We start from the raw sequence: 23,516 nt of genomic DNA, 5'->3' as shown, positions 1-23,516 counted from the left end.
CCTCACGGCCAAAGGCCACGCCTCACGACAAAGCCGTGCAGTCAGCGGCGAAGCCGTGCCGTCGGCGGCGAAGCCCGCGAAGGGCGGGCGAAGCCACGCCTGCCTCGCGGCCGAAGGCCGTGCCTCACGGCGAAGCCGTGCCTCACGGCGAAGCCGTCCCTCATGGCGAAGCCGTCCCTCACGGCGAAGCCGTGCCTCACGGCGAAGCCGTGCCGTCGGCGGCGAAATCGTGCCTCACGGCAAAGCCGTGCCGTTGGCGGCGAAGCCCGCGAAAGGCGGGCGAAGCCACGCCTGCCTGGCGGCCGAAGGCCGTGCCTCACGGCGAAGCCCGCGAAGGGCGGGCGAAGCCCCGCTCGCCTCGCGGCCGAAGGCCGTGCCTGTATGTGCGAAGCACATAGCCCACGTCAAGAAGCCGCTCACCCGCGGGTTCTCAGTTGGTCTCTCGCGAGGACAGCTTTTTCCCTCGTGGCGGAGCCACTAGGGAAAAAGATCCCGCAGCGAGAGACCAACTGAGGTTCCGCCACCCGGACACCCAACCAAAACGACCGGCCGGGCAGTCAGTCCACACGAAGACCGTTCGCCGCAGCGAATGCGAGTGCGGTCTCCATGTCCACTCTCGCACCGGCAAGAGAGCTCTGCACGAGCCCGTCCGCATCGATCCGCGCACCGCGCAAATCGGCCTCGTCGAGTTTGGCCCCCAACAACCGAGCCCCGACGAGATCGGCCTCCCGGAGGTCGCAGCGGCGCAGGTCGGCGTCGCTGAGGTTGGCTTCCCGGAACCGGATGCCGCGCAGATCGAGCCTGCGCAGATCGGCGCGGCCCATCCCGGCCAGCGTCAGGTCCGTCTCGCGCAGCACCCATTGCCGCAATCTGCAGTTCACGAACGACGAACCGAGCAGGCTGCATCCGTCCAATGTGGATTCGCGCAGCAGTGCGCGATCGAACCGGCAGGATCGGAACGCCGTCGCCCGATGCCGCGACTCGGCGAAATCAGTGCGGGTGAAGGTGCATTCGGTGAACACGCAGTTGCGCGTGCGCAGCGCGCTCAGGTCCGCGTCGGTGAAATCGCACTGCTCGAATTCCCTGCCGTCCCATTCGGCCCCGGTCAGCACCGCGTCGGTGAAATCCTCGCCGATGGTGCTCTGCGCCTCTGCCATGCGCCCAGCTTCGCAGAGCGCGCCCGGAACCCGACCGGTCACCCGCGGTGCGGCGCGTTGCGCGGAATGTGCTCCGCCGCGCGCGGAGGCGTCGTCTCCGGGACATTCGATCGAATGTGGAAATCGGTCAGTTCGGTGGTTGCAACCCCGGCAACCTTCCTGCGCCGCCGCAATACGGGCAGCTGCGCCACTCGCCCATCGACATGCCGGTCTCGGTCTCCCGAGTGGCCTGGATGACGTACAGGCGCGGTTCGCTCACTTTTCGGAACCCCGCACAGCTAAAGCACACGGTGTTCGGCCCTTGCTCGAATCCAGGCCCGTCCTCACTCATGCCCGACATCCTCACACGGGCGGCCGTTCCGCGAGCACGGATCAGCACCGCCTTTATTCGAGTCCGCCATTCGGCGGAATCAATGCCGGTTCGAGAAAGATCAATCCGCACATTGGCGGGTTCACGGAACGACGACCACCGGGCGCACCGCTTCCACGACCAGTGTCGCGGGCACCGTGCCGAGCAGTCCGCCGCGCCGGCGGGACCGGCCCACCACGATCAGATCGGCCCGGTACTGCTCGGCGACCTGCTCCAAGCCCACTGCCGGGTCACCGCGGTGGTGCACGAAGTCCCAGTCGATGTCGATGTAGCGCAGGTGCGCCACGACTTCCTTCTTCAGCTCCTCGACGAGGCTTTCGGCGGCCTCGCTGGCCACCGCGACGCCCATCGGGGACCAGTAGGCGACCCCGCCCACCGCTTCCACGTACACCAGGACCAGGCGCGCGCGTTCGCGACGGGCCAGCCCGGCCGCCCAAGCGGCGGCGTGGAAGCTCGCGGGGCTGCCGTCCATTCCGACGACGATGCCGCCCAGCCCGTCTTTCCCGATTTCGAACTCACGCTCGGTCTTGTCGCCTTCGGCCACGCCGGAATGGTAGTAGCAGGCCTACAGCTGTCCGACGCCCATGCGCCACACTCGGGCCGTGACGACCTATCGCAGCAGCACTGAGCACGGCGAATCCGCGCACACCGAGGTCGAACGCCGGGCGCTGGACGCGGTCGACCTCGACGGCGTCCTGCGGGACCTGCGGGAACTCGTGGCCATTCCCAGCGTCGGCGGCACCACCGGTGAGCAGGACGCGCAGCAGTGGTGCGCCGACCGGCTCCGCGGCCTCGGGCACCGGGTGGACCACTGGCGGATCGATCTCGACGAGCTCACCGCGCAACCCGATTTCCCCGGGCAGGAAGCGGACCGCGACGTGGCCTACGGGTGCGTCGGCGTGGCGGGCGAGGGAGATCCGGCGCTGGTGTTCTGCGGGCACACCGACGTCGTCCCGCCCGGCGACCTCGATCGCTGGCCGGATCGCGATCCGTACGCGCTGCGCGTCCGCGACGGCATCGCCGCCGGGCGCGGCACCTGCGACATGAAGGGCGGTATCGCGGCGTTCCTCGGCGCGCTGCAAGCACTGCGCACCGCGGGGATCTCGTTGCGGCGGCCCGTCGGGGTGCACGCGGTGGTCGGTGAGGAGGACGGCGGGCTCGGGGCGTTCGCCACGTTGCGGCGCGGACATCGGGCCGAGGCGTGCGTGCTCGCCGAACCCAGCGCGGGCAGCATCGTCGCCGCGAACGGCGGGTCGCTCACCTTCCGGCTGGAGATCAGCGGGCAGAGCACGCACGGCTCCACGCGGCTGCGCGGGGTGAACGCCGTGGACGGGCTGGCCGGGCTGCTGCCCGCGCTGCGGGACCTGGAGGCGCGGCGCAACGCCGACCTCGATCCGCTCGTCGCGCACCTGGAGCTGCCGTATCCGCTGTCGGTGGGCGTGGTCCGGGCCGGGGACTGGGCCAGCACGGTGCCCGATCTCGCAGTCGCCGAAGGCCGGTACGGGGTGCGGCTGGACGAGGACCTCGCGCAGGCGAAGCAGGAGTTCGAGGCGGCCATCGCGCAGGCCTGCGCCGCGGACCCGTGGCTCGCGGAGCATCCGGTGCGGGTGAGCTGGCCCGGTGGGGTGTTCGCCGGCGGGCGGCTGCCGAAGGGACATCCGCTGCTGGGCGAGACCCGCGGCGCGGTGCTCGACGCGGGTGGCGCCGACCCGGAGGTGCTGGGCGCTCCGTACGGCACCGACCTCCGGCTGTACGCGGCGGCGGGCGTCCCGACGTTGCAGTTCGGCCCCGGCGACATCCGCTACGCCCACGCCCACGACGAACAGGTCCCCATCGCCGACCTGGAACACGCGGCCCGCACCTACGCCCTGCTAGCCCTCCGCCACTGCGGCGTGGCATGAGAAACCTGTGCCGATTGGCTTTGATCTTTTGTACTTCTTGTCAGCGGCGAAGCCGATGAGCAGTGACCAGCTTGAGCAAAACGACCACCGGCGGGTTCTCAGCGGCCTTCTCGCGAGGACAGCGATTTCGCCGTGTATCGGACATACATCAGAAATCGATCCCGCAGCGAGAAGGCCGCTGAGGTTCCGCTACCCGGACACCTACGCAGGCCACTCCGGGAGAAGCATGGGAGGTCAGCAGAAGTCCCGGGAGGTGGTGGGGATTCGGATGTCGAGGCGTTGGAGGCGGTCTGCTCGGAGGTTCACGACGCCCTCGGTGCGTTCGACCGTTCCGCGGATGAGCAGGGCCGCGCTGGCTCGGGCCACCGTGCGGTAACGAGCCCACAGTCCCGGTGAGCACATCACGTTGATCATTCCGGTTTCGTCCTCCAAGTTCAGGAACGTGATGCCGCCCGCCGTCGCCGGGCGCTGCCGATGCGTCACCGCACCGCCCACCAGCACCCGATCGCCATGCTCCACATCGGACAGACCGGAGGCCGGGACCGCGCCCAGCTCGTCCAGCCGCGACCGCAGGAACTGCACCGGGAAGCTGTCCGGCGACACCCCCGTCGCCCACACGTCCGCCGCCGCCAGCTCCACCCCGTCCATGCCCGGCAGCACCGGAGCCGCCGCCGTCACCGTCGTGCCCGGCAACCGGTCCGGGCGATCCCCGGCGGCCGCGGCCGCGTTCCACAACGCCTGCCTGCGGGACAGGCCGAAACAACCGAACGCCCCCGCCGTGGCCAGGGCCTCCATCTGCGGCGCCGTCAACGACACCCGCCGCGCCACGTCCGCCAAGTCCGCGAACGAGCCGTGCTCGGCGCGCTCGGCCACCAGGCTTTCCGCGACGCCTTCGCCGACGGTGCGCACCGACGCCAACCCCAGCCGCACCGCCTTCCCGCCGTCGGACTCCGCGTCCGATTCCAGATCGGCCCGCACCCGGCTCGCGTTCACATCCGGGCCGAACACCCGGACACCGTGCCTGCGCGCGTCCGCGGCCAGCGACTGCGGCGAGTAGAAACCCATCGGCTGCGCCTTCAGCAACGCCGCGCAGAACGCCGCCGGGTAGTACCGCTTGAACCAGGCACTGGCGAACACCAGCGTCGCGAAGCTCAACGCGTGGCTCTCCGGGAAGCCGTAGTTGGCGAACGCCAGCAGCCGCGCGTACACCCGCTCCGCCAAGTCCCCTGTGATGTCGTTCGCCGCCATCCCCTGGAACAACCGGTCCCGCAGCCGCCGCATCCGCTCCCCGGAGCGCTTCGCGCCCATCGCGCGGCGCAGCTCGTCGGCCTCCGCCGCGGAGAAGCCGGCGACGTCCACCGCCAGCTGCATCAGCTGCTCCTGGAACAGCGGCACGCCCAAGGTCTTCGCCAGCGCGCCCTCCATCAGCGGATGCTCGTACTCCCAGTCCTCCAGGCCGTTGCGGCGGCGGATGTAGGGATGCACCGAGCCGCCCTGGATCGGGCCGGGGCGGATCAGCGCCACCTCCACCACCAGGTCGTAGAACTCGCGCGGCTTCAACCTCGGCAACGTCGCCAGCTGCGCGCGGCTCTCCACCTGGAACACGCCGATCGCGTCGGCGCGGCGCAGCATCTCGTACACCCCGTCGTCGGCCAGATCCAGCTCCCCCAGGTCGACCCGGCGGTCGTGGTGCTCCGCGACCAGGTCGATCGCGTAGTGCAGCGCCGAGAGCATGCCCAGCCCGAGCAGGTCGAACTTCACCAGTCCCGCGGCCGCGCAGTCGTCCTTGTCCCACTGCAGCACCGTGCGGCCCGGCATCCGCGCCCACTCCACCGGGCACACCTCGCTCACCGGCTGGTGGCACAGCACCATGCCGCCGGAATGAATCCCCAGGTGCCGGGGGAATCCGATGAGCTCGTTCGCCAATTCCGTCACCTGCCCCGGAATCTCGCAGTCCGGGGGAAGCTCGTGCCAGCTCTCCACCTGCTTGCTCCACGCGTCCTGCTGCCCCGGCGAATGCCCCAGCGCCCGCGCCACATCGCGCACCGCCGACTTCGGCCGGTACGAGATCACGTTCGCCACCTGCGCGGCGTGCGTGCGGCCGTGCTTGCGGTACACGTACTGGATCACTTCTTCCCGCCGGTCCGATTCGATGTCCAGGTCGATGTCCGGCGGGCCGTCCCGCTCCGGCGCCAGGAACCGCTCGAACAGCAGCTCGTAGCGCACCGGATCCGCGTTGGTGATCCGCAACGCGAAGCACACCGCCGAGTTCGCCGCCGAACCCCGGCCCTGGCACAAGATGTCCTGCTCCCGGCAGAACCGCACGATGTCCTGCACCACCAGGAAGTAGCCGGGGAAGTCCAGTTGTTCGATCACCGCCAGTTCGTGCTCCAGCTGCCGGTACGCCGCCGGGCTCCGCTGCGGTGAGCCGTAGCGGTCCAGCGCGCCCCGCATCGTCAGCTCCCGCAGGTGCCCGGCTTCGGTGCGGCCCGGCGGCACGTCGAACGGCGGCAGTCGCGGCGCCACCAGGCGCAGGTCGAACGCGCACTCCCGGCCCAGTTCCGCGGCGGCCGCCACCACTCCCGGGTAGCGGGCGAACCGGCGTGCCATTTCCGCCCCGGAACGCAGGTGCGCCCCCGCCGACGGCGGCAGCCAGCCGTCCATCGCGTCCAAGCTGCTGCGCGCGCGGATCGCGGCCAGCACCGACGCGATCCGCTCCCGGCTGGGTGCGGCCAGGTGCGCCGCCGTGGACGCCACCGCCCGCAGGCCGTGCCGCCGCGCCAGCTCGAACAGCGCGTCGTTGCGCACCGAATCCTCCGGGCAGCCGTGGTCGGTCAACTCCACCGCCACGTTGTCCGCGCCGAACAACGCCACCAACCGGTCCAGTTCCGCCGCGGCCGCGGGCATTCCGCCGGATTCCCACGCCGCGCGCACCGCGCCTTTGCGGCAGCCGGTCAGCACCAGCCAATGACCGGCGGCCTCCGCCGCCAACTCCGCCAGGTCGTACTGCGGGCGACCCTTCTCCTCCCCGCGCAGCTGCGCGGTGGTGATCGCCCGGCACAGCCGGCCGTAGCCCTCCGGATCGCGGGCCAGCACCAGCAGGTGCTGATCCGGCGGGTCCGGTTCCCCCGTGCGCGCGCTCGCCCGCGCACCGGCCTGCCCGAGGCTCAGTTCGGAGCCGAAGATCGTGCGCATGCCGTGTTCGGCGGCGGCCTCGGCGAACCGGACCACCCCGTACATGCCGTCGTGGTCGGTCAACGCGACCGATTCCAGTCCGAGCCGGGCGGCTTCGGCGATCAGCTCCTCCGGGTAGCTCGCGCCGTCGAGGAAGCTGAAGTGCGAATGCGCGTGCAGTTCGGCGTAGGGCACGGTCGCGGGAGCGGGCTCACCGCCGCCCGCGTAGGGCGCGCGAGACCGGGTCCAGGCGGGGCTGTCGCCGCCGTCGCCGGGGAAGGACTCGTCGCGCGGCAGAATTCCGTTGCCGGACAACGCCTTTTCCAGCTCCGACCAGGCCTGCGGCGGATTGAACCAGCTCACCTGTACACCCCTTGCACCCACCACTCGTCGTTCTCGTGCACCAGCAGCAGCGCGACCTCGCCCTGCTCGTCGGGATCCCCGGCCGAGGCGCCACCGGGGCGTGGACCGGCGGAATCGGCCGCAGCGGTGCGAGAGCCGGCATCGTCGGCCGGGCGGCGGTTCGAGGCTCGGTCGTCCTCGACGCGTCCGGCCGGGAACGTTCTCGGCTGCTCGGCGGTTCGGCCGCTCGGCAGGTTCCGGACCTGCGCGACGGCGCCCTCGTCCGTGCGGCCGGTGTCGCCTTCCGCGGCCAGCACGACCTGCATCCGCGCCACCACCCCCGGCGCGACGCCGGGATCGGCCGGGTCCGCCGCGGCACCGGGAGCGGTCGAGTCCACTGCATCCGGTCCGCCGCGAGGCGGATTCCACCAGCGTTCCCGCAACGGCCACGGCCCGGCCCAGCCGACCACCACCCGCGAACGCCCTCGCACCAGCACCCGCAACGGCGGCGCCGTCAGCTCCAGCCGGGAGGTGATCCGCACCGGTTCCCCCGCCGCGTCCAGCACCGTCGCGGGCCACGGCGATTCGGGCAGCACCGACGGCGACGGCGCCGGAATCCGCCCCGGCCACGGACGATCCGGTTCCCGCTGCGGACGGCGCTCCGCGCCCCACGGCACCAGCGTCACCTGATCCCGCGCGTCCCGGCCGCCGGAAGGGATGCCCACCAGCACCTGGTCCGGGCCGAGCAGGCCCTGCACCCGCACGAACGCCCGGCCCGCGCGGGCATCGGCCGCGCCGGTGGCCGACCGCATCAGGTCCAGTTGGAGTCCGCCCGCGCCCACGACCTCCTCCGGGCACAACTCCAGCACCGCCACGCCAGAGGTGGGGCGCGGTTCCCGCGACCGGGCGCTGAGCCAGCCGTCGAGCTGCCAGCGCACCCGGTCCACGGTGTCCGCCGGAGTCAGCGGTTCCGCGCACCGCCACACCCGGTGCAACTGTTCGCCGTTCTCGGTCCGCGCCGAGATGCCCAACCTCGTGCAGGCCACGCCGCGCTCACCCAGCAGCAGGTGCAGCCGTTCCGCCAGTGCCTTCGCGGCGAACGCGGCGGCGTCCACCCGGTCCACCGGCGGATCCAGCCGCTCGGTGACCGTCAGCTCCGGCGGTGGGCGCCGACGGTCCGGCGGCCGTTCCTCCTCGCCGCGCGCGGCGCGCTGAGCCAGCAGCGCGTCGGCACCGAAGCGCGTCGAGACGTCGCCGGGCACCAGCGCCGCGAACTCACCGAGCGTGCGAATGCCCAAGCGGCGCAACAGATCCACCAGTTCCGCCCGGCCCGTCGTGAGCCGCTGCGCGGGCTGGTCGATCTCGGCGATGCCGAGCGGGGCGAGGAACTCCCGGCTCCCGCCGGGCGGCACCAGCACTCCGCGCCGAGCCGCGAGCACCCCGGCGAACAGGCCGTCGGCCACCCCCACCTGGCATTCCACCTCGGCCCGCGCGGCGACCTGATCGACCAGCCGCTCCGCGGCGGCGTCCTCCGATCCGAAGTACCGCGCCGGTCCGCGAGCCGGAACCGCCACCATTCCCGGGCGCACGATCTCCACCCCGGGCGTGAGCTCCTCCACCGCCGTCACCACCGGCTCGAACAGCCGCGCGTCCCGCGCCGGATCGTGCTCGGACACCGCGAGTTCCGGGCAGCGCCCCTGCGCTTCCCGACGCCGCATCCCGCGCCGGACTCCGGCGTCCCGAGCCGTCGCCGAGCAGGCCAGCACCCGGTTCGCGCTGAACACCGCGGCCGGCACCAGCGGGCCGAGTCCGTCGGCGAGCGCGGCGGCGACCACCGGCCAATCCGGGCACCACACCAGGAATCGCCGCACCGCGGAACCGTGCTGTGCACCCGGCTCCGCTTCGCCCCGGCCCGCGCCCTGCTCACCGGGGTCCTCGGCGGCCCGGCCGGAGGGGCGGCGGCGAGCGGTGTCATCCGGCACGGTCGCCACCCGCCACCGAACGCAGCGCCGCGCGCCCCCGATCGGTTCGCGCGGAGTTCCCCCGCGAACCCGGAATCGCCCAGCCTTCCGGACCGCTCTCGGCTTCCGGACCGCGATCGAGCGGGACGTCCGGCCCGTCCTCGTCCGCAGGACGATTCCAAGCCGGCGGCTCGTCGACCTCCGCGTCCGGCGCCGGTGACGCGACCGGGCCGCCACGGCCCGGCAACAGCAGCCGACACGAACGCGGCCGAGAAGCCGCGCCACGGCCGCTGGCACCGACCGTGATCTCCCGTTCCCGCAGGTGCCCGTGGCCCTGACCCAAGCCGTGCCAGCGCGCATGCGTGCAGCGCAACCGCACTTCGGCCCCCGGCCAGGAACCGAACGGCAACAGCACCGCGCCACGATGCCGAGCCCGGGTGGACAACCGGCGGGCATCGGCCTCCGTCACCAGCCCCGGTCGACCGACCACCACCAGATCCACCCCGTCGAGCAAGGCGGCGATCACCGCGACCGGGTCGTTGCCCGGCTGCGGCACCAGGGCCAGCCGGGACAGCTCCACCCCGGCCTCGGCGGCCGCGGCCAGCCCGATCCCGGGCAGCCCGACGACGGCCGCCCAGGAGCCCGCCGCCGTCGCCTCGGACAACAAGGCGAACAGCAGCGAAGTCGATTCGTGCACCGCCACCGTGCTGCCACGGCGCAGGCCAGGCCATGGCAGCACGGCGGCGAATTCCGCCCGCGCGGGCAGCACCCGTCCCGCAACGGGATCGCTGCCCACCTCGGCGGCCGAGGAGGCCACGGACACCCCGTGAGCCGTGGCCACCTCGTCCAACGCCACCAAAGGCGTACTCGCGGACATCCGCTGTCTCCCCACTTCGTTCGCAGGGATGCCCGACCCCTACTCGGGCATCCACCGTCCGCTGTGGGGAGACAGCGGTGAGGTCGTGCCGTCTGCACCCGAACGGCACCACCCCTTGGAACAACCGCCCCCCGACGGCGATCGCTCCAGAGTTCTTTCCGGTACTTCAGTACTTCCGGCGACCCGCGCTCCGCTGCGGACCACCGCTGTTGCCGTTGCACCCCTTCCTCGACACCGTCCGGCGATCACCCGTCGTTCCGCACGCCCCCGCGACGGCGGAACCCCGGCTTCCGGCGGACCCGAGAACCCCGCGTCCCGGACCACCGGAGTCGGCCGTTTCCGGCTTCACCAGAGATCGAACTCGCGTTCGACTGACCTAAGTAAACCCTGGCCACGGCGCCGCCGTCAAGGCGTTCACGCCAAAGAGCGAACACAAGTTCGATAACCGCAGGTCGACGCCGACCCGCCCTGCGAACCCCCACCCGCCCGCACCGAACGGCCACATTCTGCGCCCGAACACCGACAACCCCGCCCACCCACGAACCCCGACCCAAAACGCAAAAAGGGGCGGCACGGGATCCCGCACCGCCCCTCAACGGAGCCCTGACCAATGATCTTTACCCGTCGCCCCCCGTCAGCGGCGAAGCCATGCCCACCGCCCAAAGGCCGTGCCATACGGCGAAGCCGCGCCATACGGCGAAGCCGTGCCATGCGGCAAAGCCGTGCCTGTATGCGCGTCAGCGCATAGCCCACGTCACAAAGCCGACCACCCGCGGGTTCTCAGTTGGTCTCTCGCGAGGACAGCTTTTTCCCTCGTGGCGGAGCCACTAGGGAAAAAGATCCCGCAGCGAGAGACCAACTGAGGTTCCGCCACCCGACCACCAAAGAAAAACGACCGGCGGACGACAAGCCAGATCAATGCGCGAAGTGTCTGGTTCCTGTGAGGTACAGCGGCACACCGGCCGCCTCGCACACTTCGATCGTCTCGTTGTCCCGCACCGATCCGCCCGGCTGCACGATGGCCCGCACACCCGCGTCGATCAGCGCCTGCGGCCCGTCGCCGAACGGGAAGAACGCGTCCGAGGCGACCACCGAGCCACTCGCCCGCTCCCCGGCCCGGGCCACCGCGAGCCGCGCCGAGTCGACCCGGTTGACCTGGCCCATGCCGACTCCGACCGTGGCTCCGTCATCGGCCAGCAGGATCGCGTTGGACTTCACGGCGCGGCACGCGCGCCAGGCGAAGCCCAGGTCGGCCAGCGTCGCCTCGTCCGCCGCCGGTCCGGCCGCGAGCGTCCAGTTCGCCGGGTCATCGCCTTCGGCGTCGATCGCGTCGGACTGCTGCGCCAGCACCCCACCGGAGATCGCCCGCATCTCGATCCGGCCTTCGCGCGGCGGCTGCGCGGTCAGCACGCGCACGTTCTTCTTCCGCGTCAGCACGTCGACGGCGCCGTCGGCGTATCCGGGTGCGACGACGACCTCGGTGAACACTTCCGCGATCTGCTCCGCCATCGGCACCGTCACCTCGCGGTTCGCCGCGATCACGCCGCCGAACGCGCTCACCGGGTCGCACTCGTGCGCCTTGCGGTGCGCGTCGGCGATGTCGCCTGCGACCGCGATGCCGCACGGGTTCGCGTGCTTGATGATCGCCACGCACGGCTCGGCGTGGTCGTGGGCGGAGCGCCACGCGGCGTCCGCGTCCACGTAGTTGTTGTACGACATCTCCTTGCCGTGCAGCTGAGCCGCCGCGGCCAAGCCCGACGCCTCACCGCCGGAGACGTACAGCGCGGCGGCCTGGTGCGGGTTCTCGCCGTAGCGCAGCGCGGAACGCCGCTGCCAGGTCTCGCCCAGCCAGCCGGGGAACGCCGAGTCGTCGCCCGTCGGTACCCGGCTCATCCAGCCGGCCACCGCCACGTCGTAGGACGCCGTGTGGCGGAACGCTTCCGCCGCCAGCTCGACCCGCTCGGGCAACGTGAAACCGCCCGCGCGCACCTGCTCCAGCAGCCACTCGTATTTGCTCGGGTCGACGACCACGGCGACGTTCCCGTGGTTCTTCGCCGAAGCGCGCACCATCGCGGGGCCGCCGATGTCGATCTGCTCGATCACCTCGTCCGGGGCCGCGCCGGAGGCGACGGTCTGCACGAACGGGTACAGGTTCACCACGAGCAGGTCGAAGGCCGGGATCTCCAGCTCCGCCAGCTGGTCGGCGTGCTCCGGGCGGCGCAGGTCCGCGAGCAGGCCCGCGTGCACCCGCGGGTGCAGCGTCTTCACCCGGCCGTCGAGCGCCTCCGGGAATCCGGTGAGCTCCTCGACGGGAGTGACGGGCACCCCGGCGTCGGCGAGGGCGCGCGCCGTACCGCCGGTGGAGACGATCTCCACGCCCGCCGCGTGCAGCCCGGTGGCCAGGTCCAGCAGGCCGGACTTGTCGGACACGCCGATCAACGCCCGGCGCACCGGCCGCCGTTCCTGCGAGTTCTCGGTCACGGGATTTCCACCTTCCGTCCCTGCACGGTCCAGCCGTGCCGCGCGAGCTGTTCCAGGGTCTCGACCAGCAGCCGCCGCTCGACCGCCTTGATGCGTTCGTGCAAGCTCGCCTCGTCGTCGCCGGGCAGTACCGGCACCGCTTCCTGAGCCAGGATCGGGCCGGTGTCCACCCCCGCGTCGACCACGAACAGCGTGCAGCCGGTGACGCGCACCCCGTAGTCCAGGGCGTCGCGCACCCCGTGCATGCCGGGGAACGCGGGCAGCAGCGCCGGGTGGCTGTTGAGGTAGCGGCCGCCGAAGCGGGCGAGGAAGCGCTCCCCGGCGAGCTTCATGAAGCCCGCGGACACGACCAGGTCCGGTTCGTGGGCGGCGCAGGCCTCGGTCAACGCCTCGTCCCAGTCCTGCCTGGTCGCGTGATCCGCGACGCGGCGCACGAACGTCGGAATCCCGGCGCGCTCGGCGCGGGCGAGGCCTTCGATGCCGGGCCGGTCCGCGCCGACCGCCACGATCCGCACCGGGTGACCGGCTTGCGCGGTGGCGTCCAGCACGGCTTGCAGCAGGGTTCCGGAACCGGAGACCAGCACGAGCACGCGGGCCGGTTCGGCGGGGCGGAACCGCGTCGGTCCCTGCGGTGCGGGGTCCGAAGCCGCGGAATCCGGCCCGGAGGCGTCCGGCGCCGGTGTGCCGGGGGCAGGGTCCGGATGTACTGCGGAGGCCGCGTTCGATGCGGGGGTGCTCAGCTCTGACTCCTGACAGTGCCTGGTCACGATCTCACCGAGCAGCGTAGGCGGCGGCCCGGTCGTGGACGCGGCCAGGTCCCGGCGCGAGTGGCCCAGCACTCATCGGGTCAGCGGCCGGGATCGTCGGTCCCGGGCGCGGCCGGGTCGGTGGCGTCGGGCTCCGCGTCGGCGGGCGAGACGCCCGGTTCGTCCGTCGCGTCTTGGGCGAGTTCGGCGGGAGCGGGCTCGCCGGCCGCGGCGTCGGATTCGGGACCGTCGTCGTAGAGCTCCCCGGACCAGGTCACCACCGGATCAGGGGCCTCGGCCTGCTGGGCACGCAGGACCAGGTCGGCCCACTCCGCCTCGTCGAGGTCGAACTCGCCGGACTCCAGGTCCACTTCTTCCAGGTCATCAAGGTCGCCGGGGGCGTCGAACGCGTCCAGATCATCGGAGTCGCCCTGGACTTCGGGGGCGTCCTGGACTTCGGGGGCGTCCTCGAGATCGTCCGCGACGGGTTCGTCCCCTGCCACGTCGCCGCCGGATCCGTCGCCCTCGGTGGTCTTCGCTTCGTCCTCCGGTGGCATCTCCTCGTCCTGCACCGTCGCGTCCGCCGCCGGGAACAGCCACACCGCAGGGAGCGCGGGGATCAGCAGCCACCCGAAGGTGGCCGCCGCCGCCAACACCGGGTGCAACGAGATCGGATCGAATCCGCCGCCGCCCGCGCTGCCCCCGGCCGCGGCGGCGATCACCAGCACGCCGATCGCCGCGACCAGCGCGGCCACCGCGACCGCCACGGGCCGGTGCGACCGATCCAGGCCGCGGCCGCAGCGCATGCCCACGCAACCGCCCGCGACGACCGGCAGCAGCACGACCACCGGCCACCACCACGCGGCGCCTCCCGGCGGCAGCGCCGCCAGCAGCGGCAGCTCCGGAACCGGACCGGGCGAGGTCTCGTAGAAGCGCACGACCAGCTCACCGGCGCTGATTCCCGGTCCCGTCGCGAACGACCAACCGGCCAGCATCGCGTTGGGCAGGTACAGCAGCGACAGCAGCAGCATGCCGAAGGCGTCCCCCGCCGAGCCCGCCCTGCCGAGCATGTCCCCGACCCGCGGCGCGGACAGGCACAGTGCGCTCACCGCCACCAGCGCGCCTGCGCCGAGCAGGCAGGCCCAGGCCAGCAGCCCGCCGCGGAGCCCCGCGCTGATCGTCGGCCCGGCGAGCCCCCGCAGGTGGCCGAGCATCTCGCCGTACCGGCAGGCTCCGGCGGCCGAGGCCGCGGCGGCGATCAGCCCGCAGCGCAGGAACGCCCCTGGCACCGAGGCCTCGACGACTCCGCCGAGCAGCGCGGCCAACGACGCTCCCAGCGCCGCGTGCGAGAACCCGATCACGCCGATCACCCGGGCCGCGCCGTGCGCCTCGGTCAGTTCGTAGCGGCGCAGGAAACCGGCGGTGACCGCCGCGATCAGCAGGCCGAGCGCGACGGTCGGCAGGAACGGCAGCACCGACAGCGGCGCACCGAGGATCACCAGCGGCACCTGGTGCGCGGCCAGCCAGCCCGGCACGGCCGCGGCCAACAAGGTCGGCAGGCCGACGTCGGCGCCGCGGGCGGTGCCGACGGTGAGCGCGAGCAGCGTGGCGGCCAGCAGGTAGCCGAGCAGGATCGTGGTGACCACGACCAGGCCGAGACGTCCAGCCCCGATCCGGTCGCGTTCCTCCGAGTCGAGCTCGGGCACCAGGTCCGGATCGGGCGGCGATTCGATCAGCGGCATGCGGCCGAATCTCGCACCCGGTTCCGCACCCACCCCCCATGACTCGCCGCAGCGTCCGCCCATCGGGCGACGCCGATCACGCAGAGTCCGTCGCAGCCGTCCGGCCCCGGAACACGCGAAGGGCGCCGCCGCGAATGCGGTCGGCGCCCTTCGGCACTCTTCCAGTTCGAGTGTTGACCTCGTTTTGTCAGCGGCCACCGCTGAGGTTCCGCTGCCCGGACGCCCGCACAACTCTCGTTGTGCGGCCGCCTCCTCGGTCAGCTCGACGAACCCGGGTACGGCATCTGCCGAGTTCCTTCGGGGCCGTCGGGGACCTGCGACTGGGGGCCGGAGACCGGGCCGGGGTCGCCGGTGGGCGATCCGCTCGCGGGGCTGTCCGGGCCGCCCGGCTGCTGGCCACCCGACTGCTGACCAGGAGCGCCGTAGCCGCCTGGAGCGCCGGGGCCGCCGTAGCCGCCCGGCCCTTGGCCGTAACCGCCCTGCGGCTGAGCAGGACCACCAGGGCCGCTCTGGCCGGGATACCCCGGGCCGCCCGGCCCGGGACCGCCCTGGCCGGGACCGCCGGGCGGCGGCTGACCGGGACCGCCCTGCGGTCCGCCGTAACCGGGCTGCCCCGGCGGCGGACCCCACGGCTGCTGGGGCTGGCCGGGCTGCTGCCCGAACGGCGGCTGGCCGCCGGGGCCGCCCGGACCTGGCTGACCGGGACCGCCGAGCGGCGGGAACGGGCCGGTGTTCGGACCTTGCTGACGCCCACGCGGTTCGGGCTTCTTGCCGCCGCCGGAGAACGTGACGACCTCCGCGTCGGCCAGCACCAGCACGACGACGGCGGCGGCCTGCACGAGAGCCAGGACCAGCTGTCCGATCGTGACGCTGCCCGCGACTCCGCCGACCACGGCCTGCAGCAGCGCCAGCGGGCCGTAGACCGCGAGCGGGGCTGCGGCGACCAGGGTGTTCGGGGTCTTCGGCAGCTTCCGCAGCCCCATCAGCACGGCGGTCCCGATGATCGCGAGCCCGGCGGTTCCGGTCATGATCCCGACGGCGGCCGGGTCGAAGAAGCCGAGGACGTACGCGATCAGCCCGGCACCCGCGGCCACGAGCGGCAGGATGGACTTGAGGTCGGTGCCGCCCGCGTCACCGGGCTGCGGCGTCTCCGCACGAGGAGGCCCTGCGTGCGGAGGTGCCTGCTGGTGGGGCGGGGGCGCACCGTAGGGCGTGGACATGATTGAGAGGACTCCTCCTCGCCGAGGGTCAGGAGAACGCAAGTGTCATCTCGGAAGAGTGACACTCGAAACGGTATCGGACTGTGATTCAGTCGCCGAACGGGCAGGACCGTCCGTGGTCATCCGCCCGAAGTGCCCGCACCGAACCGAACTCCGCCCGTTCACCCCGGTCACCGGCCACGCGGCCACCGCACCGGCAAGGCTCATGAGCAGCGAACCGCGACTGCGAGTACCTCTGGTTGGCAATTGTGGAGAAGTTCACCGCAACAGACCGAAACGCGACCGCGGAACACCCGCTGACCTCGTCCGATGCAGCGATTCCGGACGCGAAATGACCGGGCCGGACACCAAACAAGGTGCCCGGCCCCGGTCGTGGAAAAGAGAAATCAGCCCTTGACGATCTCGCGCATCAGGTTCGCGGTCTCGCTGGGGGTCTTGCCGACCTTGACGCCGGCGGCCTCCAGAGCTTCCTTCTTCGCCGCAGCGGTACCCGACGAACCGGACACGATGGCGCCCGCGTGGCCCATCGTCTTGCCCTCCGGCGCGGTGAACCCGGCGACGTAGCCCACCACCGGCTTGGTGATGTTGGCCTTGATGTAGTCCGCGGCCCGCTCCTCGGCGTCGCCACCGATCTCGCCGATCATCACGATCGCCTCGGTCTCCGGGTCGTCCTGGAACGCCTGGAGCGCGTCGATGTGCGTGGTGCCGATGATCGGGTCACCGCCGATGCCGACGGCGGTCGAGAAACCGATGTCCCGCAGCTCGTACATCATCTGGTACGTCAGCGTGCCCGACTTCGACACCAGACCGATCTTGCCCGGGCCGGTGATGTCCGCCGGGATGATGCCCGCGTTGGACTTGCCGGGCGAGATCACGCCGGGGCAGTTCGGCCCGACGATGCGGGTCTTGTTGCCGGTGGCGTTCGCGTGCGCCCAGAAGTACGCCGAGTCGTGCACCGGGATGCCCTCGGTGATGACCACGGCGAGCGGGATCTCGGCGTCGATGGCCTCGACGACCGCGTCCTTGGCGAACTTCGGCGGCACGAACAGCACCGACACGTCGGCGCCGGTCTCCTTGATCGCCTCGGCGACGGTGCCGAAGACCTGGAGCTCTTTGCCCTCGATCTCGACGGTCTGCCCGGCCTTGCGGGCGTTGACACCACCGACGACGTTGGTGCCCGACTTCAGCATCCGCGCGGTGTGCTTGGTGCCCTCGGACCCGGTGATGCCCTGAACGATGACCTTGCTGTTGTCATTGAGGAAGATGGCCATGGGTCACGCCCCCGCAGCAGCAAGTTCGGCGGCCTTGTCGGCCGCGCCGTCCATCGTGTCGACCAAGGTGACCAGCGGGTGGTTCGCCTCGGCCAGGATGCGCCGGCCTTCCACGACGTTGTTGCCGTCGAGGCGGACGACCAGCGGCTTCGTGGCGTCGTCGCCCAGGATCTTCAGCGCCTGCACGATGCCGTTGGCCACGGCGTCGCAGGCGGTGATCCCGCCGAAGACGTTGACGAAGACCGACTTCACGTCGTTGTCACCGAGGATGACGTCCAGCCCGGCGGCCATGACCTCGGCGGACGCGCCGCCACCGATGTCGAGGAAGTTCGCGGGCTTGACGCTGTTGTGCGCCTCACCGGCGTAAGCCACCACGTCCAGCGTGGACATGACCAGACCGGCACCGTTACCGATGATGCCGACCTCGCCGTCCAGCTTGACGTAGTTGAGGCCCTTGGCCTTGGCCTTCGCCTCCAGCGGGTCCTCCGCCTCGGCGTCGACCAGCTCCGCCTGCTGCGGCTGCCGGAACGTTGCGTTCTCGTCCAGCGTGACCTTGCCGTCCAACGCGATGATCTTGCCCTGCGGGTCCTTGACCAGCGGGTTGATCTCGACGAGCGTGGCGTCCTCCGAAACGAAGGTCTCCCACAGCTTGACGATCACGTCGACAACCTGGTCGGCGACCTCGGCCGGGAAGTTGGCGGCTTCGACGATCTCGCGGGCCTTAGCGGCGTCCACGCCCTGAATCGGGTCGATCGCGATGCGCGCCAGCGCCTCGGGCTTGGTCGCGGCGACTTCCTCGATCTCCATCCCGCCCTCGACCGAGGCCATGGCCAGGAAGTTCCTGTTGGCGCGGTCGAGCAGGAAGGAGAAGTAGTACTCGTCGGCGATGTCAGAGGCGGTCGTGATCAGCACACGACGCGTCACGTGACCCTTGATGTCCAGACCGAGGATCGCCTCGGCCTTGGTCTGGGCCTCGTCCGGCGTCTCCGCCAGCTTCACGCCGCCGGCCTTGCCACGGCCCCCGGTTTTCACCTGGGCCTTGACCACCACGGGCCCGCCGAGTTCATCGGCGGCTGCCTTGGCCTCTTCGGGGGTTACGGCCACGGAACCGGGCAGCGTCGGCACTCCGTGGGAAGCGAAGAGTTCCTTCGCCTGGTACTCGTACAGGTCCACTCGACTCTCCTGCGACGTCGGTGTCGGACTCGGCGACGATAGCGACCTGCGAGGACCGCCGGTGCGCCGCACCCGGTGAACTGGCTCACCCCATTGGCCCGATCGCCGCAGGTGAATGCATCCAGACCGGCTATTTCGCCGGGTTGAAACCGCTGGATGAGCCGCTTGAGTGACGAACGGAACACCCCTTGGGGGGCCGTCAAGGGGACGCAGAACACAATTTCGCCGGTTTTTCCGGCCCGGTGAGATTCCGCCGGAGCGAGTCGAACCGGCTGGTTCGCCTCGTCCACCTCGCGGCGGCCGACTCGGAACCGGTCGCCCCCCCGCCCCCACGGCAGGCCTCCCCGCCGATGAGCTCCCTGGCGCCGGCACTTGCCCTTGCGGTGTCGCCACCGCGTGGGGGACGCCCCACACCGCGAGCTCCCTGGCTCCCTAGTCCACCGCCGATGCAGGCAGCGTGACCGCCGCAATTTGGACTACCGCCGCACCTCGGGACGGCGCTATCGGCCAGGATGAGCCGGAAGAGCGCCGGATCCACCGGGTACGGGACCGTTCGATTCCTCGCGAAAAGGCGTTCAGTCTCGGCGGGCGGCGAGGGCCGCGGTGATCAAGAGCGCCACGGCGGCCGCGATCGCGAACCACAGTCCGAGCGCGGGAGTGCCGCCTTCGGTGCGGCCCGCGGTGAGCGGGAACTCCAGCGCGCGCACCGCCATCACCAGCGCGGCACCGACGAGCAGTGCGACCGCCCGCGCGGGACGGCTGCGGGCGGCGAGCACCGCGGCGATCAGCACCGCGACACCGGCCCCGATCAGGCCCCACGAGGTGGTGCCGAACTCGGTGAACACGCCCGGCGCGGTGTAGTCGGGGGCGGCGAGCACCGGCAGCAGGACCGCCGCCAGTCCCAGCAGCGCCGAGATCCCGGCGGGCACCGCCACCACCGGCCGCCAGTCCCGCTCGGTGAGGTCCACGTCGTCGCGTTCCACGCCGCCCGCCAGCGCGGCCACGATCGCGGCGAGCACCGCGAGCGCCATCGCCGCCCCGGACGCCCAGGCGCCCGGTCCGGCGCTCGCCCCCGCTACCTGGGTGGAGGTGAGCACGGTGTCCAGCGCGGCGGCGCCCGCGAGCGGCAGCGTCGCCCACGCCACGGTCAGCGTCGGGCGCAGCGCGATGGCGGTCCGCGGCACCAGCAGGCCCGCGCCGAGCAGCACCAGCACGATGCCGCCGGGCCACAGCAGCCGCGCGGGGTACAGCGACGGATCGTCGACCCAGCTGGGCATCTCCAGGTGCGGCAGGAGCGCCGCCGCGATCGCGAGCGCCCCGGCGGCCAGCGACAGCCCGCCCGAGGTCCGCAGCAGTTTCGTCAGCGCGGGCAACGCCACGTCGTTGCGGTCGCGGTCGGGGCTGCGCCCGCCCGGCACTGCGAGCGCCACCAGCGCGACGGCCCCTGCCAGGCCGAGCACCGGTCCCCAGCCGAGTTGCAGCCGGGGCAGCACGGCCACCGCCAGCAGCGGCGGCACCACGGCGGCGGCCAGTCCGGCGGCGAGGCCGAGCAGTCCGCCGCGCACCAGTTCCGGATCGGTCGCCCCGGCCATGAACGCGGCGGCCGCGGGCACCGCGAGCGCGAGCAGCAGGCTGCCGACCGCGACGGCGACCGGCGCGTCCACCGCGGACTTGGCCAGCAGGTACGGGTCGTCGGAGGTGAACGGCCCCATCAGCAGGCCGACCGCGGCGACGGCGGTCACGCACAGCACCAGCGCGAGCAGTCCCTGCCTGCGAGCTCCGGCGGCGGAAGTCGTTCCGGCCGCGCCGGAGGAGTCGTCGGACGAGCCGTCACTGACGGAAAGTCCGCTGAAGGGATCACCGCCGAAGGAGGTGCCGCCCGCGTGGTCGAACAGCCCGCGCCCCGCGATCAGCGCGAGGACGCCCGCGCCGAGGGTGAGCAGGTGCCCGGCGAGCAGCACCCAGGTTCCGAAGGCCGGGGCGAGCGGGTCGAGCGTGTCCGGCAGCAGCAGCTCCGGCCGGGCGGCGAGGCCCGCGTCGACGACGAGCTGCGCGTCGTGCACCAGCCGACCGGGCGCGAGCACCGCGGGGCCGAGCAGAACGGCGGCGGCCACGGCGGGGCGTGCGCGCCGGGACAGCCCGGCGAGCACGGCCGGGATCAGCGCCAGGAGCAGCAGCACCGGCCAGGCCGGGAAAGCCGCGGGCATGTCGGGCGTGACCAGGCTCAGCAGCGGGGCGAGCCCGGTGAGCAGTGCACCGAGCGCGGACAACGCGATCGCCGCGGTGAGACCTGCCGGGGGGCCGACGGGTTCGGGCGCCGCCGGACGGCTCATCTGCGCCTCCGAAGTTTCGAACGGGAGATCGGGCCGTGCGCTCACCGCGCCGACGCTAGCAACCGATCGACCGGTTTCCCCTTGGGGATCTGCGGACCCGCTACGGACGGTCGCGGAGGATCGGCCACCGGCGGCGGTTGTGTTCGTGATCGCCTGTCTCGCGCGGCCGGGAATAACCGGGGCGCACGGCGCACTTGAACCACTTGAGATCCCGTAAGGGTCATCAAGGTTGGGTGCGTTGCGTTGTTTTTACTGTGACTTGCACCACATTCCGGCGTGTCTCATTACCGGGCGAAGCGAAACCGCCCCGTCTCCATAGTCCAAATGGGAGCGTCTTCCTCGATCACGAACCGGCAGGCAGTGCCACTCGGTAACGCCACCCGGATCGCGGTTTCACCTTGCGCCACCGAGCCCGCCGACCTCCTGTTCGACACTGTGCGTGAGCGAACGGCCACTGATCGGGATTTGCCCCTAGGGGATCAGCCTGGTTACTGTCCCCCGGTCCGTTGTCACGGTCCGATCACGACTTGCCGGTTACCCCGACCGGCGCCCCGGAACCCCGTCCGGGAGCCAGTGACGGACTCCCCGAGACGGAAGGGCAGGCCTTGTCTCGACACCGCTCCCCCGGCGGCGCCCCGATCGCCGAGGAGTCGTCCCCGCACGATCCCCCGCATCAGCGCCAGCGGCGGTTCTCCACCCCACCGTCAGTCATTCGCGGACGCTTGGTCGTCGCCGCCGTCGCCGCAGGAGCCTTCGCCGCGGCCGGCCAGTCGATGGCCAGCGGCGAGCCCGCACCCGACCAGGACGGCATCACCCCGCTGGCTTCCGGCCAGGATGCCGCCGCCTCGTTCGGCACCGCCGCGACCGATGATTCCGGCAGCGGCATGGGCGGCTCCGCGCCCGCGCCCGAGATGCTGCCGGTCACCAAGGCCGACAGCAGCTCCGAGGTCGAGAAGCTCGCCAAGAGCGAGCGGATCTCCGAGAAGCGCGCGGAAGAAGAAGCCGAGCGGATCGCCGCCGAGGAAGAGGCCAAGCGGCCGAAGGTGGTCAAGCCCGCCGAAGGCTCCTTCACCTCCGGTTTCGGCGGCCGCTGGGGCACCACGCACTACGGCATCGACATCGCCAACAGCAAGGGCACCCCGATCGTCTCCGCCCAGGACGGCGTGGTCATCGAAGCGGGCGCGGCCAGCGGCTTCGGCATGTGGGTCCGCGTGCAGCACGAGGACGGCACGATCACCGTTTACGGCCACGTCAACACCATCACCGCCAGCGAAGGCGAGAAGGTCAAGGCGGGCGATCAGATCGCCACCATGGGCAACCGTGGTTTCTCCACCGGCACCCACCTGCACTTCGAGGTGTGGAACGCCAGCGGCAAGAAGATCAACCCGATGCCTTGGCTGAGCGCCCGCGGCGTCGAGGTCAGCTGATCCACCGGGGCGGATGGCCGGCTGCACAACGGCCGTCCGCCCCGTTCGGCTCCGTCCAGCTCGCCTTTCCCCGTGAGCGTGGGCATATCTCCTCGCGGATGAGCGCGAAGAAGCGCAGGGTTTCCTCCAGTCGCCCGCACATCGCTTCTGGGGAGGGCCTCGCATGCCGTTGGAGAAGGCGGATTTCACCGGTACCCGCGCCACCATGCTCGCCACTCTCTACGGCCGGGCGCTGCACAGCCGGAGCGCGAACCCGGTGCTGCACGACCCGTACGCCGAAGAGGCGGTCCGGCGCATCGACCACGACTTCGACTCGACCGGGCTGCGCGGAGACGACGCGCTGTCCATCGCGATACGCGGGCGCGCGTTCGACGACCTCACCGCCGAGCGGTTGGCCGCGAATCCCGATGTCACAGTGCTGCACCTCGGTTGCGGATTGGACAGCCGCGGACGGCGGCTGGATCCGCCGCCGAGCGTCGAGTGGTACGACGTCGACTTCCCCGAGGTGATCGAACTCCGCAACCGGATCTACCCGGGGCGGGAGCACCACCACACCATCGCGTCCTCGGTGACCGCGCCGGACCTGCTGCGCGACGTCCCCGCCGACAAGCCCGCCCTGGTGATCGCCGAAGGCCTCACCATGTACCTGGAGCCCGCTGAAGGCATCGCGCTGCTGCGTCGGATCACCGAGCACTTCCCCAGCGGCCACCTCATCTGCGACGTGCACAGCCCGCTGGCAGTGCGCTGGGCCGTGGTGAACCGAGTTGTGCGCGCGGCCAAAGCCCGGTTGACCTGGGGAGTGCGCAGCGGCGCCGAGCTGGAGCGGGCGGTCCCGGGCCTGCTGCTGGACCGGCAGCGCACGTTCTTCGACCTGCCCGGCCTGGACCGGCTCGAACCCGCCTACCGCACCTTGGTACGAGCACTCGGCAAAATCCCGGCCTTCCGCGACCTCGCCCTGATCCTCTCCATGCACTTCGACCGAACAAGCCCAACCCGCTGAACGACGACTCCACACAGCCGACGACGCATCCCGCAAACCTGCAAAACAACCCTCGCGACGAAGCCGTGCCCTAGGTGCGGCAAAGGGCGAGCGAAGCCCCACCCGCCTCACGGCCGAAGGCCGTGCCTTACGGCGAAGCCATGCCTCGCGGCCGAAGGCCGTGCCTTACGGCGAAGCCATGCCTCGCGGCCGAAGGCCGTGCCTTACGGCGAAGCCATGCCTCGCGGCCGAAGGCCGTGCCTTACGGCGAAGCCATGCCTCGCGGCCGAAGGCCGTGCCTTACGGCGAAGCCATGCCTCGCGGCCGGAAGGCCGTGCCTTACGGCGAAGCCGTGCCTGGAT

At 71.7% G+C, this 23,516-nt stretch carries 16 protein-coding genes; 3 read left to right on the top strand and 13 right to left on the bottom strand.

Annotated elements, in window-relative coordinates; all coding sequences use genetic code 11:
- Positions 1-557: 557 nt before the first annotated feature.
- The 3 genes from H2Q94_RS03005 to H2Q94_RS03000 form a co-directional block, all read right to left on the bottom strand.
- Positions 558-1,157 carry a pentapeptide repeat-containing protein gene (locus H2Q94_RS03005; protein ID WP_243791747.1) on the bottom strand — a complete coding sequence of 200 codons (600 nt, stop codon included), beginning with the start codon at positions 1,155-1,157 and terminating at the stop codon, positions 558-560.
- 127 nt (positions 1,158-1,284) lie between these two features.
- The gene (locus H2Q94_RS30425) at positions 1,285-1,416 is read right to left on the bottom strand and encodes a hypothetical protein (RefSeq protein WP_258718653.1); all 132 of its coding nucleotides are present in this window, start codon (positions 1,414-1,416) and stop codon (positions 1,285-1,287) included.
- Between the two features lie 193 nt (positions 1,417-1,609).
- Positions 1,610-2,071, bottom strand: coding sequence for a universal stress protein (locus H2Q94_RS03000; protein WP_243791745.1), 462 nt, complete (start codon positions 2,069-2,071; stop codon positions 1,610-1,612).
- Between the two features lie 58 nt (positions 2,072-2,129).
- Here H2Q94_RS03000 and H2Q94_RS02995 point away from each other — a divergent pair, with 58 nt between their 5' ends.
- On the top strand, positions 2,130-3,428 hold the full coding sequence (locus tag H2Q94_RS02995; protein WP_243791742.1) for an ArgE/DapE family deacylase: 1,299 nt from the start codon (positions 2,130-2,132) through the stop codon (positions 3,426-3,428).
- Positions 3,429-3,662: 234 nt separating this feature from the next.
- Here H2Q94_RS02995 and H2Q94_RS02990 read toward each other — a convergent pair whose 3' ends face one another.
- The 10 genes from H2Q94_RS02990 to H2Q94_RS02945 form a co-directional block, all read right to left on the bottom strand.
- On the bottom strand, positions 3,663-6,965 hold the full coding sequence (locus H2Q94_RS02990) for an error-prone DNA polymerase (RefSeq protein ID WP_243791740.1): 3,303 nt from the start codon (positions 6,963-6,965) through the stop codon (positions 3,663-3,665).
- Positions 6,962-8,815: a DNA polymerase Y family protein gene (locus H2Q94_RS02985; protein WP_243795499.1), complete on the bottom strand. Its 1,854-nt coding sequence runs from the start codon at positions 8,813-8,815 to the stop codon at positions 6,962-6,964. The genes H2Q94_RS02990 and H2Q94_RS02985 overlap by 4 nt, the downstream gene beginning before the upstream one ends.
- A gap of 100 nt (positions 8,816-8,915) precedes the next feature.
- Positions 8,916-9,782: a hypothetical protein gene (locus H2Q94_RS02980; RefSeq protein ID WP_309501123.1), complete on the bottom strand. Its 867-nt coding sequence runs from the start codon at positions 9,780-9,782 to the stop codon at positions 8,916-8,918.
- Positions 9,783-10,697: 915 nt separating this feature from the next.
- Positions 10,698-12,263 (bottom strand): bifunctional phosphoribosylaminoimidazolecarboxamide formyltransferase/IMP cyclohydrolase, encoded by a 1,566-nt coding sequence (gene purH / locus H2Q94_RS02975; RefSeq protein ID WP_243791738.1) that lies wholly within the window; start codon positions 12,261-12,263, stop codon positions 10,698-10,700.
- The gene (gene purN / locus H2Q94_RS02970; protein ID WP_243795497.1) at positions 12,260-12,853 is read right to left on the bottom strand and encodes a phosphoribosylglycinamide formyltransferase; all 594 of its coding nucleotides are present in this window, start codon (positions 12,851-12,853) and stop codon (positions 12,260-12,262) included. Before purN ends, purH begins: the two co-directional genes overlap by 4 nt.
- A gap of 257 nt (positions 12,854-13,110) precedes the next feature.
- Positions 13,111-14,751 (bottom strand): cell division protein PerM, encoded by a 1,641-nt coding sequence (locus H2Q94_RS02965; protein ID WP_243791736.1) that lies wholly within the window; start codon positions 14,749-14,751, stop codon positions 13,111-13,113.
- Between the two features lie 257 nt (positions 14,752-15,008).
- On the bottom strand, positions 15,009-15,971 hold the full coding sequence (locus H2Q94_RS30615; RefSeq protein WP_309501120.1) for a DUF5336 domain-containing protein: 963 nt from the start codon (positions 15,969-15,971) through the stop codon (positions 15,009-15,011).
- Positions 15,972-16,357: 386 nt separating this feature from the next.
- Positions 16,358-17,242, bottom strand: coding sequence for a succinate--CoA ligase subunit alpha (gene sucD / locus H2Q94_RS02955; protein WP_243791734.1), 885 nt, complete (start codon positions 17,240-17,242; stop codon positions 16,358-16,360).
- A 3-nt stretch (positions 17,243-17,245) separates the two neighbouring features.
- Positions 17,246-18,415 carry an ADP-forming succinate--CoA ligase subunit beta gene (gene sucC / locus H2Q94_RS02950; protein WP_243791732.1) on the bottom strand — a complete coding sequence of 390 codons (1,170 nt, stop codon included), beginning with the start codon at positions 18,413-18,415 and terminating at the stop codon, positions 17,246-17,248.
- 575 nt (positions 18,416-18,990) lie between these two features.
- Positions 18,991-20,793 carry a hypothetical protein gene (locus tag H2Q94_RS02945; protein WP_243791729.1) on the bottom strand — a complete coding sequence of 601 codons (1,803 nt, stop codon included), beginning with the start codon at positions 20,791-20,793 and terminating at the stop codon, positions 18,991-18,993.
- A gap of 560 nt (positions 20,794-21,353) precedes the next feature.
- Here H2Q94_RS02945 and H2Q94_RS02940 point away from each other — a divergent pair.
- Together H2Q94_RS02940 and H2Q94_RS02935 are read left to right on the top strand one after the other, a co-directional pair.
- Positions 21,354-22,175, top strand: coding sequence for a M23 family metallopeptidase (locus H2Q94_RS02940; protein ID WP_243791726.1), 822 nt, complete (start codon positions 21,354-21,356; stop codon positions 22,173-22,175).
- 163 nt (positions 22,176-22,338) lie between these two features.
- Positions 22,339-23,175, top strand: a complete 837-nt coding sequence (locus tag H2Q94_RS02935) for a class I SAM-dependent methyltransferase (protein ID WP_243791724.1) — start codon at positions 22,339-22,341, stop codon at positions 23,173-23,175.
- Positions 23,176-23,516 lie beyond the last annotated feature (341 nt).

This window comes from Saccharopolyspora gloriosae (genome assembly GCF_022828475.1).
GTDB lineage: Bacteria > Actinomycetota > Actinomycetes > Mycobacteriales > Pseudonocardiaceae > Saccharopolyspora_C > Saccharopolyspora_C gloriosae_A.
This window is presented reverse-complemented; position numbering and strand designations above follow the sequence as displayed.